Raw genomic sequence first — 13,625 nt, 5'->3', positions numbered from 1 at the left:
GCGAAAGTTGGCTTCCGGCATCGGGGATTTGTTCGAAGGGCGGGGCGGATCAGGCTTGTCCGGCGACGGCCTGCATCCCACACAACAACAACAGGAGCCTCCCGCGATGCTGCTCGATTACCTGATCATGCTGGTCTACGCCCTGGGCATGCTTGCCCTGGGCTGGTACGGAATGCGCAAGGCGCGCAACCAGAACGACTTCCTGGTGGCAGGGCGCCGGCTCGGCCCCGGCCTCTACCTGGGCACCATGGCTGCCGTGGTCCTGGGCGGCGCGTCCACCATCGGCACGGTGAAGCTCGGCTATCTCTACGGTTTGTCAGGCCTGTGGCTGGTATTCATGCTGGGGCTGGGGATCATCGTCCTCAGCCTGGTGTTTTCGCGGCAGATCGCGAAGCTGAAGGTCTACACCGTCACGCAGATTCTGGAGCAGCGCTACCAGGCGTCCTCGCGGCTGATCGGGGGAATCGTGATGGTCGCCTATGACCTGATGGTGGCGGTCACCGCGACCATCGCCATCGGTTCGGTGACCGAGGTGGTCTTCGATGTCCCGCGCATCCCGGCGATCCTCTGCGGTGGCGGTATCGTCATCGTCTACTCGGTGATCGGCGGCATGTGGTCGCTGACCCTGACCGACATCATCCAGTTCGTGATCAAGACCCTCGGCATCTTTGCCGTACTGCTGCCGCTGTCGATCCACGAGGCGGGCGGCCTGTCGCGCATGCAGGCAGTGCTGCCGGCGGGTTTCTTCGATCTCGGCCACATCGGCCTGGACACCATCCTCACCTATTTCCTGCTGTACTTCTTCGGTGCGCTGATCGGCCAGGACATCTGGCAACGGGTGTTCACCGCGCGCAGCGAGAAGGTGGTGCGCTACGCCGGCCTCGGTGCCGGGGTCTATTGCATGCTCTACGGCCTGGCCTGCGCGCTGATCGGCGCCGCCGCGCACGTGTTGATCCCGAACCTGGCGGTCCCGGAGAACGCCTACGCCGAGATCACCCGCCAGGTGCTCGCTCCGGGCCTGCGCGGGCTGGTGGTGGCAGCGGCGCTGTCGGCCATCATGTCCACGGCCTCCGGTTGCCTGCTGGCCGCCGCCACTGTGCTGCAGGAGGACGTCTACGCGCGCTTCCTGCGTCCCGGCGCGCCCAATGGCCTGCGCGAGAGCCGCCTGTTCACGCTGCTGATGGGCGTGGTGATGCTGGTTCTGGCGTGCCTGGTGAACGACGTTATCGGCGCCCTGAGCATTGCCTACAACCTGCTGGTCGGCGGCTTGCTGGTGCCCATCCTCGGCGCATTGCTGTGGCGCCGCGCCTCGGCGCGCGGGGCGATTGCCAGCATCGTGGCCGGCAGCCTGGTGGTGGTCCTGTTCATGGCCATCGACGGCATCCTCGCCAACACCCCCATCGCCTACGGCCTGCTCGCCAGCCTGGTCACCTTCGTGGTGGTCAGCCTGGCCGGCGCGCCCGCTGCCAGCCTTCAGGCGCAGGCCGACTGAAACCCTTTCCCATCAGGAGACGCCCCATGAACCATGACTTTCCCCAGCCCATGGACGCCGCCGAGATTCCCCGCTTCGCCGGCATCCCCAGCTTCATGCGCCTGCCGATCTTCGAGGACCCGGCGCAGGTGGACATCGCGCTGCTCGGCGTGCCCTGGGACGGCGGCACCACCAACCGCGCCGGCGCCCGCCACGGCCCGCGCGAGGTACGCAACCAGTCGAGTCTGATGCGCAAGGTGCACCACGTCAGCCGCATTGCGCCCTACGACCTGGTGCGTGTCGGCGACATCGGCGATGCGCCGGTGAACCCCATCGACCTGCTCGATTCGCTCAAGCGCATCGAAGGCTTCTACCGACGCATTCATGCGGCGGGCGCTGTGCCGCTGTCGGTGGGCGGCGACCACCTGGTGACCCTGCCGATCTTCCGTGCGCTGGCCGCCGAGCGGCCGATCGGCATGGTGCATTTCGACGCCCATTCCGACACCAACGACCGCTACTTCGGCGACAACCCTTACACCCATGGCACGCCGTTCCGCCGTGCCATCGAGGAAGGGCTGCTGGACCCTAAGCGGACGGTGCAGGTCGGCATCCGTGGTTCGATCTACGACGCGGACGACGAAGCCTTTGCCCATGAGCAAGGCATCCGCGTGATCCACATGGAAGAGTTCGCCGACCTGGGTGTAGAGGCGACGCTCGCCGAAGTTCGTCGCGTGGTAGGGCAGGAGCCGACCTACGTGACCTTCGACGTCGATGTGCTCGACCCGGCCTTCGCCCCCGGCACCGGCACGCCGGAGATCGGCGGCATGACCACGCTGCAGGCGCAGCACATGATCCGTGGCCTGCAGGGGCTGAACCTGATTGGCGCCGACGTGGTGGAAGTCTCGCCGCCCTTCGACCAGGGCGGGGCGACCGCGCTGGTGGGCGCCACCATGATGTTCGAGCTGCTCTGCGTGCTGGCCGACTCGCTGGCAGCGCGCCGCTGACCGCCGTGGGGGTTCACGGGGCGGCGTCCTCGGCGCTATAACCAAAAGCCTGCGTCGCCGCCGCGAGAACTCCCATGCTGGGCAATCTTTCCGATATCGACCTGCGCCTGCTGCGCACCTTCTGCACCATCGTCGAGGCCGGCGGCTTCACGGCCGCCCAGGTGCGCCTGAACACCAGCCTGTCGCGCCTGAGCGTACTGGTGCGCGATCTGGAACTGCGCCTGGGCTATTCGCTGTGCCGACGTGGCAGCAGTGGCTTCCAGCTCACCGAGGAAGGCCAGGAGTTGTACGAGGCGGCGCTGGTGCTGTTCACCGATATCGAGCGCTTCCGTGAGCAGGTCACCGGCCTTGGCGGGCGCGACCGTGAAACCTTGCACCTGGGTTGCGTCGACGGGGTGCTTGGCCAGCACTGCTGGCCGCTGCCACTGGCCATCCGGCTGTTCCGCCAGGGCAACCCCCGCGTGCGCCTGAACCTGCATACCCAACGACCGGACGAGCTGGAAAACGCCGTGCTGGAAGAGCGCCTGCAACTGGCCATCGGCGCCTTCCACCACCGGCTGTCCGGGCTGCGCTACCAGTCGCTGTTCCGCGAGGAGCAGAACCTCTACTGCGCCCGCGAACACCCATTCTACGGACGACAGGACGACGAGCCTTCGCTGGAAGCCATCTGCGCCGCCGACTACGTCGGACGAGGCTACATGGCCGAGAGCCAGCGGCCCCACGGGCTGGTGTTCAGGCGCACGACCAATGCCTACAGCATGGAGGCCATCGCCAACCTGGTATTCAGCGGCACCTTCATCGGCTACCTGCCGAGTCACTACGCCGCCGAGTGGGTGGCCGAGGGCCGCTTGCGGGCGATCCGGCCGGCGCAGCTGGCGTACGTGTCCGAGTTCCACTGCGTGACCCGCCAGGGCGCCGAGCCGGGGGAAGCGGTCGCGGCCTTCCTCGATGCCCTGCTACAGGCCCAGGCGCAGCTGGGCAATGGAGGGCTGTCAGCATGAACGCATTACAGGCTCTGCACGAGGACGGTTTCGTTCTGCTGCGCGGCCTGCTGGATGCCCGCCAGGTGGAGGAGGTGCGGTCGCTGATCGATGGTCTGCGGCCGATCCACTGGGACTACGAAGGGTTGGTGGATCACTACAAGTGCGTGTTCAACCGTTCGCCACGCTGGCTGCCGTACCTCGACCCGCCGGGCCTCATCGAACTGGCCGAGGCGGCATTGGGCGAGGACTGCCATGTGATCGGCCAGACGGCCTGGCGCTGCCATCCCGGCTTCATCGGCGCAGAGATGCATCAGGACTACCTGCCCGTCGCGCTGCCGGCGGAGCTGCTGGAGTCGGGCTTCGAGCTGCCGATGTCGATCTGCACTGCGCAGATCTATCTCGACGACATCGACGAAACGCTGTGTCCGACCTGGATCATCCCCGGCAGCCATCGCGCCGGCCGGGCACCTCACCCGGACGAGCGCGAATGGCGGGGCAGGGTGGCCGAGCCGGTGTTGTGCCGCGCCGGCGATTGCCTGCTGTTCCGTAGTGACCTCTGGCACGCCGGTAGCCGCAACCTGAGCCAGCGCACGCGCTACCTGCTGCAGGTGCATTACGGGCGGCGCATGGTCGCGCAGAAGTTTTCACCCTACCTGGACTGGGTCTTCAACCCCGAGGTGCTGGCCGCCTGCACGCCGCGTCAACGGCGGCTGCTGGGCGATCACGAAGCCGCCGAATACGACTGAAACGGAGGATTACCCATGGGCGCAATACACCAGGGCGGCTGCCACTGCGGACAGCTGCGCTACGCGTGCAACGCCGAGCTTGCGGACGTTGCGCATTGCCACTGCTCGATCTGCCGGCGCACCACCGGCGGCATCGTCACCACCTGGGTCACGGTGCCGCTGGAGCGCTTTCGCTGGACCGCCGGCGAGCCTGCCGAGTACCGGTCCTCGACGTCCTGTGTGCGTTACTTCTGCGCCAACTGTGGGGCGCAGCTGGCGTTGTTCACCGACCTCGCGCCGGACTCCCTGGACATCACCACCGCGACACTGGATGAGGTCGCCGATGTGGTCCCGGACCGGCACATCTGGGTGAAGAGCCGGCTGCCATGGATTCACCTGGACGAGCAGTTGCCGGAGGAGTGGGAGGAGAAACTTTAGTTCTGCCGGAGGCTCTGTTCGCGAGCAAGCTCGCTCCTACAGGTAGCACGTTGCGTCGCTCTTCGTAGGAGCGAGCTTGCTCGCGAACCGCCTAGGCGTGCGCCTGCGGATCGCGGACGGAGTCCGCTCCTAAGAAGCCGTCAGGGCAGCTCGAACCCACCCGCTGCCTTGTGCAGTGCGCGCAGGTGCGCGCCGATCTGCTTGGTGTTGGCCTCCAGCGCGGCCAGCTCCTCGCGTCGCTCCGGCGTGAGCAGGGCGCGCACCTCGCGGTCGAGGTTGTCGCTGAGCTGGCGCAGGCGCTTCTGCCGTTGCTGGGTCTGCTGTTCGAGGGTGGTGGTTTCCTTCGCTTGGGGCAGCCCGTAGCCACCGTCGAGCAGCTCCGCCGGGCGACTGAGGAAGCCGCTGTCGTCGAGGATCTGCTGCAACGTCTTGCCGGCGGTGGCCAGGCGTGTGTCGGCGCTCAGGTCGTCACGGTTGCTCAGGTAGAGCTGCTTGAGCTCGTCCTGGGCCAGCAGCAGCTGGCGGCGCAGCGAGGCCTGTTCGAGCAGGAGCAGGGCGGCACTGGCGCGCAGGTCGGCCTTGTCGAACCAGGGGCGGCGTTCGGTGGCGGGCAGAGCGAGCCAGTCCTCGACCTTGTCCTGGGGGACGTCCAGGCGTTTTTTCAGCACGTCGAACATCGCCTGATAACGGTCGCGGAAGGAGTCGAAGCGATAGCCCAGGCGCAGGGCTTCCTTGGGGTTGTCCAGCACGCTCGGGTCGGCGATTCCCTGGTTCTCCAGCAGGCCGAGCACGCCGTAGGGGGTAATGCTGTCCATGCTCTGCAGGCTTTGCCGCTGGATGCCGCTGCGCAGGAGCTTGAGCGTCTCCACGGCGCAGTTGTTGGACAGGAAGTAGTAATTGCCGTCGTAGCTCCAGTGACTCTGCGCGGAGCGTTCTACCAGGCCATTGATCTCGTCGCGGCTCAGGCGCAGCGGGATCGAGGCCAGGCTGCGCAGCTCGACCTTGGTGTATTCCTCGATCACCTGCGACAGCGGCAGCACGAACAGCCGCGACGGGTAGGCGCCGGTCAGGCCGTCCCAGCTGGAGAGCTGCAGGTCGCCGACGAAGGCGCGGAAGGACAGCACCAGGTGCTGGTCGAGGTCCAGGCGGCAGTCCGGCCCGCGCGGGCGGCCCGGTGCGCAGACCACCAGGCGCAGCATGGTGTGGCCCCAGCGGCTGGCGATGTCGGCGTTGGCCTCGGCGATGAAGTAGTCCACCTCGTAGACCCGCTCGGGGTCGAGGTAGCCCAGCGGCTGCTGACCGAAGTCGCGGCCGGCATTGAGGTAGGCGTAGCTGCTGGCGCATGCGTCGTGCGGGCGCTCGCCGAAGCGCGAGGCATAGTAGCGGTACAGCGCGGGCCGGCGGCAGGCGTAGCTCGGGTCGAGGAGGAAGTACTCCATGTTGACCGCGACGTACTCGCGCGGGTTGCTCAGCTCGTAGCGGTCCGGGCTGCGCAGCACGAAGCGATTGTGCTGCTCGCGTTCGCCATGTTTGCCGGCGTACTGCGGCCAGCCGGCCAGGTCGAGCAGGCGTGGATCGTCGCTTAGGGTGAAGCGGCGACCGGTCTGGGTGCGGCACTCGCCCGGCGCGCCGACGCGGCCGAGGCTCTTGTCGCGCATCGTGCAGCGGCGGATGACGCGGGCTTCGTCGGCATCCCAGAGGCGGGCGCGGTCGTAGAGGTGGGTGAGCTCGTGGAGCAGGGCAGCCAGCAGTTCGCGGCGCAGGGTGCCGTGGGTACGACCGGTCTGTTGGGTGGCCGCGCTGCCGTCGGTGAGCGCCGCGAGGTAGCGGTTGCTCAGGGCGATGGCATCTGGACGCAGGGCGCGGCCCATGCCGTTGCTGGGCAGGTCATCGCGCCACTGCACCTCGACGGTGCGGTCGAGGCGTTCGACGAAAGTGGCCGGCAGCGTTTGCAGGGCCTCGTCCAGCAGTTGCTGGCTGGCCTGGCGCTGGGGGTCGGTCAATCCGTCGGTGTCGAGCTCCAGGCGGAGCGAGGCTTGGCTGCTGGCGGCGACGATCAGTGCAAGGGCCGCCAGCCAGCGGCCAACCCGGCGTTTCACAGAGCGAGAATGGCTTCGGCCAGGGCCTGGTCGGAGGCCTCACGCGCCTGCGGCACGTCTGCGCGCAGTGCCTTGAACGCGGCTTCCAGTTGGGCGCCGCGGATGGCGCCATCGCTGCCGACGAAGCTGGCGGCGTCGTCACGGGCTTCCTGGACGATCTTCATGTCGCGCACGGAGGTGGTGGTGTCCGAGGTGAAGTCGATGCTGCGGGCGAAGGCGTTGGTGGTGATGTTGAACACGCGAATCACCGACTGCGCCTGTGCGCCGGAAGCGCAGGCGGCGAGCAGCAGACCGAGGATCAGGGGGCTCTTGGAAATCGAGCTGAGGCGCATGGATGTCTCCGAAAGGGCAGCAGGAGCTGCTCACGACTTATTGGGCAAGAATCGCTTCGGCCAGTTCCCGATCATTCGCCGCAAGCGCCGGGTGGCGTTCGCGCAGCCAGTGCAGCGCCGCTTCGAGACGCGCACCACGCAGCTCGCCAGCGGTGGCGATGAAGCCTGCCGCGTCGTCACGGGCGCTGCGCAGCAGCTTGTTCTCGAACGGCGCGCTGGTCAGTTTGCTGGTGATATAGCTGGTCCGTACCGGGAACTGGGTCGTCTGGTCGAATGCCAGGGCAGGCAGGGCGAGGAACGACAGCGGTAGCAGGATCAGCAGAGGGCGCATGGGCGGAAATGATCGGAAAAGCACGACCGCCAAGGCTAACGGAATGCGTGGCCGAGGGCCAGCGCGGCGCGCCGGGCGGAGTGCCCGGCGCGGCGGGGCATCAGATGGTCAGGATGGCCTGTGCCAGCTGTTGGTCGTTGGCGGCCAGGGCCGGCATCTTGGTGCGGATGTGGCGCAGGGCGGCTTCCAGGTGGGCGCCGCGGATGTCGCCCTGGCTGGCCACGAAGGTGGCAGCATCGTCCTTGGCTTCGAGAACGATCTTGTCGTCCTTGAAGGAGTTGCTGATGTTGGAGGTGGCGTCGGAGGTGGCGCCGGTGGCACGCACCGTCATGTCGGTGGTGTAGACGAAACTGGTGGCAAAGGCGCCGGTAGCGCAGCCGAGCAGGGTGGCTGCAGCAATCAATTGCAGGCTTTTCTTCATGAAGTGGCTCCGGATTAAGCACAAAAAGGTGGCCGGGGGGCCACTCTACTGGAGCACAGACTAACCAAGACTGATGCGAGTCACCAGAGCTCAGCGCCAGAAGGGCTTCGAGATCTCACCCACGCGCTCGCTGTGACTGACGCCGATATCGGCCAGTTGCCGGCTGTCCAACTCGGCCAGCTGGCGGCGGGTGCGGGTGTTCTGCTGCCACTGGCGCAGCAATTTCCAGAGGGTGCGTTGCATCCCGGTGCGCGGGTTGGTTGCCGGTCGGGCGAGGGCGTGTTCCATGGCGGTGTCCTCCGGCTCCTTTGGGGAGCGAGTGGTATGGGAGGACATGATTGGGTGGAGGTGGGGTGACTCGCCAGTCACAGCGGAGAGTGATTGTTCTGGGTCAGTTCCAGGAAGTTCGCAACTGTATTGCCTGGTTATCGCCCCATCTGTACTCACAGCGGAAAGGCTCTTGCCAGCGCGGCGAAGAACTGGTGCTATGCACCCCTTACTCCAGAAATTCGCAGTGGCGGCACCGGCTGCATCGATAATAAGAACCGCGCAGGAGCGGGGCCTGCGGTTGCATCATGATGGATACGCTCATTCTCATTGGCTCGAAAATCAGCCAGGACACCATCCACAGCTCGCTGGGCAAGCCGGAGTACAGTTACTACTTTCTGCTCAAGGAGTTTCTGCCGGCGCTGCGTCAGATCGGGACTGTCGTCGAGGTCCGCAGCCTGGATGAAGTCGAAAGCCTCTATGAGCGGCATCGCGCCACTCGCCCGGTGGTGTTCATCAGCGTCAGTCCCCCGCAACAGACCCCGCTGGGGTTGAAGTGCCCGACTGTCCCGTTGTTCGCCTGGGAGTTCGACAGCCTTCCCGATGTGGCCTGGGAGGGAGACCCGCGCAACGACTGGGCCTATGTGTTCGAGCGGGTCCAGGGCGCCATCGCCACCAGTCGCGAGGCGGCTGCGCTGGTGACCTCTGCCCACCGGAACCTGCCGGTCCTGGCGGTACCCGCACCGATCTGGGAGCGTTTCGGCGCGCCAGCAGCCTGTCGGCCGGGCCAGGGTGAGCGACGCATTCCTTTCAATGGCGTGGTGATCGATAGTCCGCTGCTGGGTCTGAGTGCCGACGGCCTGGTGCGTCGCCCCGATGTCGCCGCGCCGACGCCAGAGCCTGAACCCGAGCCGGCAAAGCCCTCGCGCTTGCAACAACGAGTACAGGTGACGCGCGCGCTCTTCGAGGGCTGGAAGCGCGAGGTGTTTGGCGTCGAGCCGGCGCTAGCCCCTGCTCCCGTGGCGGCTATTCCAGAAGCTCGGGAAGTCAGTCTGTGCGGCGTGGTGTACACCACCGTGCTCAATCCCGCCGACGGCCGCAAGAACTGGATCGATCTGATCACCGCCTTTTGCTGGGCATTCCGCGATACGCCCGACGCTGTGCTGCTGGTGAAGATGACCCACCATGACCTGGAGCATTACCGGGTCGTGCTGATGACCCTGCTTTCCCGCCTGGCGCCTTTCGCCTGCCGCGTGGTGGTGCTGCATGGCTTCCTCGAGGACGAGCAGTACCAGGCCATGGTCGCGGCGACCGATTACTACGTGAACGCGTCTTCCTGCGAAGGGCTGTGCCTGCCGTTGATGGAGTTCCTGTGTGCCGGCAAGCCGGCGCTGGCCCCGGACCATACGGCGATGGCCGATTACCTGGACGGACGCATGGGCTTCATCCTGAAGGGCGCACTGGAACCCACCTGCTGGCCCCATGACCCTACCGGTATGCTGGTGACGCACCGGCACCGGCTCAATTGGGAGTCGCTGATGCTGGCGTTCCGAGACAGCTACAGGTTGGCCAACGATGACCCGCAGGGATACGAACGCATGTCCCAGGCGGCGCGCCTGCGGATGCAGCATTTCTGCTCGATGGAAACGGTAGCCGACAGCTTGCGGACCTTCCTCGCGCAGGTGCAGGGACGCTCCCGCTGCTCCTCGGAGCCCGCTCGTTTGGCGGGAGGGTTGGCCGAATGAAGTTCCTCGCCTATTCCGAGCTCAATGCCAGTCGCATCGAATCCAGCCTGGGGCTGCCGGATTACAGTTACTACTTCGTGCTCAAGGAGTTCCTGCCGCTGCTTCGCGAGTTGGGCGAGGTGGAGGTCGTGGAGCGGTTGGAGCAGGTCGATCCGCTTTTCCACGAGGCGCGGGCACGAGGCGAAGCCTGCGTGTTCCTCAGCTTCATGCCACCGCACAAGACGCCGCTCGGGCTGGAGTGTCCGGTCATTCCGGTGTTCGCCTGGGAGTTCGACTCCATCCCCAATCAGCATTGGCTGGAGGACGAGCGACAGAATTGGGCCGAGGTGCTACGCCGCTGCGGCCGTGCCATCACCCATTCGGGGTTGACCGTGGAGGCTGCACGCCAGGCCATTGGTGCCGACTTCCCCGTGGTGTCGATTCCGGCCCCTGTGTGGGACAGGTTCAATGCCTTGCGTGTCCCCGCCGATGTCTCTGCGACACTGCGCGTCCGTGCCGGTGTGGTGATGGACAGCCACGACCTGGCCCTCGCACCCTATATTCCGGATGGCGATGCCGTGGCGCGGGCGGTGACCAGCGCCCGTGCCCGCGAGCTGCCGCAGGCCACCTCCAGCACGCCGGGCGAAGTGCCGCCGACTGTTCGCCAATCCCTCCTGCGCACGACCATGCGCTATCTGGTGGAATGGTACCGTCTGGCCTGGCGCGCACCGCGGCCGGCTCCTTTCGTGGCGCCCGCCGAGGCTATGGAGCCGCTCAATCCCGTGGAGCCGGGCCGTCTGCCCGAGGTCGCGGGCGACGATGCGGATATGCCGCCGCTGCCGTTTGGCGAACACTGCCTGACCCTCTCGGGGGTGGTGTTCACCGCCGTCTTCAATCCTTACGACGGCCGCAAGAACTGGGTGGACATGCTCACCGCGTTCTGTACGGCCTTCCGCGACACGTCCGAGGCGACCCTGCTGTTCAAGCTGGGGCACCACGAATACGAGTCGGCGATGAACGACATGCTGATGTGCATGGCGCGCATGCCGGCCTTCAAGTGCCGCGTCGTACTGATGCATGGCTATCTCGATCGCGCCGAGTATGACGCGCTGATTCGTCATACCGCGTTCATCGTCAACGCTTCCCACGGCGAAGGTCAGTGCCTGCCGCTGATGGAATACCTCAGTTGCGGCAAGCCGGCGGTCGCCCCGTGCCACTCGGCGATGGCCGACTATATCGACGAGCAGGTCGCCTTCGTGGTGGATACCTGGTTGGATGCCACCGCCTGGCCGCATGATCCGCGGCTGGCGTATCGGACCTTGCGTCACCAGATCGACTGGGCGTCGCTGGTGGAGGCGTATCGCCAGGCGTTCGATTGCTTCACGCGGCAACCGGAACGCTACCGCCTCATGTCGAGTGCGGCGGTGGAGCGGATGCGGGGGCATTGCTCGCTGGAGGCTGGCCGCGGCCGTCTCGAGGCGTTTCTGGCCGCAGACGTCGCCTGAATGATGCTGCGGTACACACCAAGTCATAGCTGGAGCTGACATGCTGGAGTTCATCAAGAGCCTGGGCCGCAAGCCGGCCTCCGCCGCGGAGCCCGAACGCACGACCGAAGCGGTGGCTGCACCGGCCGAGGATCTGTCGACGCTGACCGATACCTACCTGAGTGGCTGGTTCCAGCAGGAAACCGATGAGTTGTTCGAGGGTTTCCCGATCAGCGCGCAAGACGCGGTGCTCGACATTGGCTGTGGTGACGGTCCCTTTGTGCAGTTCTGCGCCCAGCGCGGTGCGGAGGTCATTTTCGCCGACATCGACGCCGACAAGGTCGCCGGCGTCGAGCGTGCGCTGCAGGGCTCCAATGCCCGCGCCATGCTGCCGCTGGTGACCGATGCCAACCCTATCCCGCTCCCCGATGCGCGCGTCGACAAGGTTGTGGCGATGGAAGTGCTGGAGCATGTGGAGGATCCTGCGCAGTTCATGCGCGAACTGGTCCGGGTGGGCAAGCCCGGCGCGCTGTATTTGATCACTGTCCCTGACCCTCTGGGCGAAAGCGTGCAGAAGGAGCTGGCACCTCCGGCATATTTCGAACACCCGAACCATATCCGCGTGTTCGAGCGTGAGGCGTTCGAGCAACTGATCCGTGACGCTGGTCTGGTCATCGAGCGCCAGGCGCACTATGGCTTCTACTGGTCCGTGTGGTGGTTCTTCTTCTGGGCCTGCAAGCAGGATCTCTCGCCGCCATGGCACCCGTTGCTCGATAGCTGGACACGCACCTGGAACATGCTGCTGGCGACCGAAGATGGTCCGCGCATCAAGAAGGCACTGGACCGGGCGATGCCCAAGAGCCAGGCGATCATCGCCCGCAAGCCTCTTTGACAAGGAAGTATCAATGATGGGATTCATGCGTATCGGCGCCTTGCTGAGCCTGCTGGGTGGGCGGCGCGGACAGTGGGCGGCCGCCCTGGCGGTTCTGGCGGCGGCCCTGGTGGTTCGTGTGGGGATGGGGTTCGAATTCCCCATTCCCTGGAACGACGAGACGGCCTTTACCTCCCAGGCATTCGAATTCAGTCGGACCGGCAGCTTCTACGTGTACGGACTGAATGCCGATCGCATCGTCATGTGGATGCCGCCCGGCTACATGCTGCTGCTGGCCGGAGTTTTCAAAGTCTTCGGGTACAGCTTCGATCTGGCACGCTGGGTGTCGACCCTGCTGTACCTGGGCTGTTTCGGTGTCTCGCTGGGCATCTTGCGCAGTCTTCGCCTGGAGGGCTGGAAGGCGGGCGTGGCGGTGCTCCTGACCCTCATCGCATTTCTCTCGCCCTACACCCTGGCCATCTCCAACGTTGCGCGGATGGAGGCCTTCTATGCATTGGTTTTCCTCGCCTCGCTATGGGCATTGCTGAAGGATCGCCCCGCGCTGGGAATGGCACTGGTGCTGCTGGGGGCGATCGTGCATTTCAACGCGGTCTATATGCTGCCGCCCTATGCGTTGCTGGTCGCCTGGAAGATCCTGCGGCGGGAGGACCTGCTGATTCGCCCTGCAGAATTGCTGATGCTGGTGGTTGCAGCCGTTTCCTTGCTGGCCTACGGGCTTTTCGCGGTGAAGCACATTGGTGCCTTCGCCGATGACATGCGCTTCCAGTTCGCCTACAAGATGGGCTCTCCAGTCATGGATGGTCCCAGTGGGTGGATGAAGGTCGGTGCGCTGTTCCTGCTGGCGCTGGCGCAGCTGATCCTGCGCCGTGACCTGGGCAAGGATGTGATGCTGACCCTCTATGGCGCGGGCTTCCTCGCGTTGTCCCTGAACGGCCACAACATGTGGTACAGCTTCGCGCTGGTCTTTGCCATCTGGCTCGTGCTGCTGGGCCTGCTGTACAGCATCCAGAGCCTGAACGGCCATGCCTGGGCGCGCATGGCGGCGGCGGTGCTGGCTGTGGCGCTGCTGTATCCGCTGGGACAATACTCCTGGGCTCGCAACCCTTCGTTCGAGCCGATGTGGCCGCGTGTGGGGCTTCTGCGCAAGTCGTTCCTGGCACCGGATGAAGTGCAGAAGGTTCGCGCCTGGGCTGCAGCCCTGCCGTCGGGCACGACGGTTTCGTTCGGCTATTCGGGCGTCGAGCCCTTCTTTTACAACGAGTTCGCCCAGTCCGGGGCGCGCTGGAGCATTTCCGGCCAGAGCATGATTCAGGTATTCCCGGCGCGAGTGAACGATTACAGGGTGTTCTGCGACAGCTCTCTGTTCCCGCCCTATCTGGCGGCTTATGACTGGGATGGTTACCCGCGCAAGAGCCAGGACACCGGTTGCGTCATCATTGGTAAAGGCAAGTGAA

General features: G+C 65.7%; 14 protein-coding genes. 9 read left to right on the top strand and 5 right to left on the bottom strand.

Annotated features, from left to right (window positions below; translation table 11 throughout):
* Positions 1–106 precede the first annotated feature (106 nt).
* From J5M67_RS08215 to J5M67_RS08195, 5 genes are all read left to right on the top strand, one after another.
* The gene (locus tag J5M67_RS08215) at positions 107–1,492 is read left to right on the top strand and encodes a sodium:solute symporter (RefSeq protein WP_207884811.1); all 1,386 of its coding nucleotides are present in this window, start codon (positions 107–109) and stop codon (positions 1,490–1,492) included.
* Between the two features lie 26 nt (positions 1,493–1,518).
* Complete coding sequence (speB, locus tag J5M67_RS08210; protein WP_207884810.1) at positions 1,519–2,475, top strand: agmatinase; 957 nt, start codon at positions 1,519–1,521, stop codon at positions 2,473–2,475.
* Between the two features lie 74 nt (positions 2,476–2,549).
* The gene (locus J5M67_RS08205; RefSeq protein ID WP_207884809.1) at positions 2,550–3,476 is read left to right on the top strand and encodes a LysR family transcriptional regulator; all 927 of its coding nucleotides are present in this window, start codon (positions 2,550–2,552) and stop codon (positions 3,474–3,476) included.
* Positions 3,473–4,204, top strand: coding sequence for a phytanoyl-CoA dioxygenase family protein (locus J5M67_RS08200; RefSeq protein ID WP_207884808.1), 732 nt, complete (start codon positions 3,473–3,475; stop codon positions 4,202–4,204). Before J5M67_RS08205 ends, J5M67_RS08200 begins: the two co-directional genes overlap by 4 nt.
* Positions 4,205–4,219: 15 nt before the next feature.
* Complete coding sequence (locus J5M67_RS08195) at positions 4,220–4,621, top strand: GFA family protein (RefSeq protein ID WP_207884807.1); 402 nt, start codon at positions 4,220–4,222, stop codon at positions 4,619–4,621.
* A gap of 140 nt (positions 4,622–4,761) precedes the next feature.
* Here the strand turns inward: J5M67_RS08195 and J5M67_RS08190 are convergent, their stop codons facing one another.
* The 5 genes from J5M67_RS08190 to J5M67_RS08170 all read right to left on the bottom strand — a co-directional run bounded on the left by J5M67_RS08190 (position 4,762) and on the right by J5M67_RS08170 (position 8,092).
* Positions 4,762–6,720, bottom strand: a complete 1,959-nt coding sequence (locus tag J5M67_RS08190) for a DUF4105 domain-containing protein (RefSeq protein ID WP_207884806.1) — start codon at positions 6,718–6,720, stop codon at positions 4,762–4,764.
* Positions 6,717–7,052, bottom strand: a complete 336-nt coding sequence (locus J5M67_RS08185; RefSeq protein ID WP_207884805.1) for a DUF2388 domain-containing protein — start codon at positions 7,050–7,052, stop codon at positions 6,717–6,719. Before J5M67_RS08185 ends, J5M67_RS08190 begins: the two co-directional genes overlap by 4 nt.
* Before the next feature lie 37 nt (positions 7,053–7,089).
* Entirely contained in the window at positions 7,090–7,383 is a 294-nt protein-coding gene (locus tag J5M67_RS08180) for a DUF2388 domain-containing protein (protein ID WP_207884804.1), read from the bottom strand.
* 100 nt (positions 7,384–7,483) lie between these two features.
* Positions 7,484–7,804, bottom strand: coding sequence for a DUF2388 domain-containing protein (locus J5M67_RS08175; RefSeq protein WP_207884803.1), 321 nt, complete (start codon positions 7,802–7,804; stop codon positions 7,484–7,486).
* A gap of 90 nt (positions 7,805–7,894) precedes the next feature.
* Positions 7,895–8,092 carry a DUF1127 domain-containing protein gene (locus tag J5M67_RS08170; RefSeq protein WP_207884802.1) on the bottom strand — a complete coding sequence of 66 codons (198 nt, stop codon included), beginning with the start codon at positions 8,090–8,092 and terminating at the stop codon, positions 7,895–7,897.
* A gap of 290 nt (positions 8,093–8,382) precedes the next feature.
* Here J5M67_RS08170 and J5M67_RS08165 point away from each other — a divergent pair, with 290 nt between their 5' ends.
* Genes J5M67_RS08165 through J5M67_RS08150 form a run of 4 tightly spaced genes read left to right on the top strand, consistent with a single transcriptional unit; the run spans position 8,383 to position 13,624 of the window.
* Positions 8,383–9,816 carry a glycosyltransferase gene (locus J5M67_RS08165; RefSeq protein WP_243434572.1) on the top strand — a complete coding sequence of 478 codons (1,434 nt, stop codon included), beginning with the start codon at positions 8,383–8,385 and terminating at the stop codon, positions 9,814–9,816.
* Positions 9,813–11,300 carry a glycosyltransferase gene (locus J5M67_RS08160; protein ID WP_207884800.1) on the top strand — a complete coding sequence of 496 codons (1,488 nt, stop codon included), beginning with the start codon at positions 9,813–9,815 and terminating at the stop codon, positions 11,298–11,300. The genes J5M67_RS08165 and J5M67_RS08160 overlap by 4 nt, the downstream gene beginning before the upstream one ends.
* A 40-nt stretch (positions 11,301–11,340) precedes the next feature.
* On the top strand, positions 11,341–12,171 hold the full coding sequence (locus J5M67_RS08155) for a bifunctional 2-polyprenyl-6-hydroxyphenol methylase/3-demethylubiquinol 3-O-methyltransferase UbiG (RefSeq protein WP_207884799.1): 831 nt from the start codon (positions 11,341–11,343) through the stop codon (positions 12,169–12,171).
* Between the two features lie 25 nt (positions 12,172–12,196).
* Positions 12,197–13,624, top strand: coding sequence for a glycosyltransferase family 39 protein (locus J5M67_RS08150; RefSeq protein ID WP_207884798.1), 1,428 nt, complete (start codon positions 12,197–12,199; stop codon positions 13,622–13,624).
* The last annotated feature ends 1 nt before the right edge of the window (position 13,625 follow it).

Source organism: Pseudomonas sp. 30_B (assembly GCF_017491605.1).
Lineage (GTDB): Bacteria > Pseudomonadota > Gammaproteobacteria > Pseudomonadales > Pseudomonadaceae > Pseudomonas.
This window is presented reverse-complemented; position numbering and strand designations above follow the sequence as displayed.

Coding starts and splice junctions, on each gene's coding strand:
- J5M67_RS08185 (WP_207884805.1), bottom strand. CDS start 7,052: ATGCGCCTCAGCTCGATTTCCAAGAGCCCCCTGATCCTCGGTCTGCTG.
- J5M67_RS08200 (WP_207884808.1), top strand. CDS start 3,473: ATGAACGCATTACAGGCTCTGCACGAGGACGGTTTCGTTCTGCTGCGC.
- J5M67_RS08170 (WP_207884802.1), bottom strand. CDS start 8,092: ATGGAACACGCCCTCGCCCGACCGGCAACCAACCCGCGCACCGGGATG.
- J5M67_RS08165 (WP_243434572.1), top strand. CDS start 8,383: ATGGATACGCTCATTCTCATTGGCTCGAAAATCAGCCAGGACACCATC.
- J5M67_RS08160 (WP_207884800.1), top strand. CDS start 9,813: ATGAAGTTCCTCGCCTATTCCGAGCTCAATGCCAGTCGCATCGAATCC.
- J5M67_RS08155 (WP_207884799.1), top strand. CDS start 11,341: ATGCTGGAGTTCATCAAGAGCCTGGGCCGCAAGCCGGCCTCCGCCGCG.
- J5M67_RS08215 (WP_207884811.1), top strand. CDS start 107: ATGCTGCTCGATTACCTGATCATGCTGGTCTACGCCCTGGGCATGCTT.
- J5M67_RS08205 (WP_207884809.1), top strand. CDS start 2,550: ATGCTGGGCAATCTTTCCGATATCGACCTGCGCCTGCTGCGCACCTTC.
- J5M67_RS08175 (WP_207884803.1), bottom strand. CDS start 7,804: ATGAAGAAAAGCCTGCAATTGATTGCTGCAGCCACCCTGCTCGGCTGC.
- speB (WP_207884810.1), top strand. CDS start 1,519: ATGAACCATGACTTTCCCCAGCCCATGGACGCCGCCGAGATTCCCCGC.
- J5M67_RS08180 (WP_207884804.1), bottom strand. CDS start 7,383: ATGCGCCCTCTGCTGATCCTGCTACCGCTGTCGTTCCTCGCCCTGCCT.
- J5M67_RS08150 (WP_207884798.1), top strand. CDS start 12,197: ATGCGTATCGGCGCCTTGCTGAGCCTGCTGGGTGGGCGGCGCGGACAG.
- J5M67_RS08195 (WP_207884807.1), top strand. CDS start 4,220: ATGGGCGCAATACACCAGGGCGGCTGCCACTGCGGACAGCTGCGCTAC.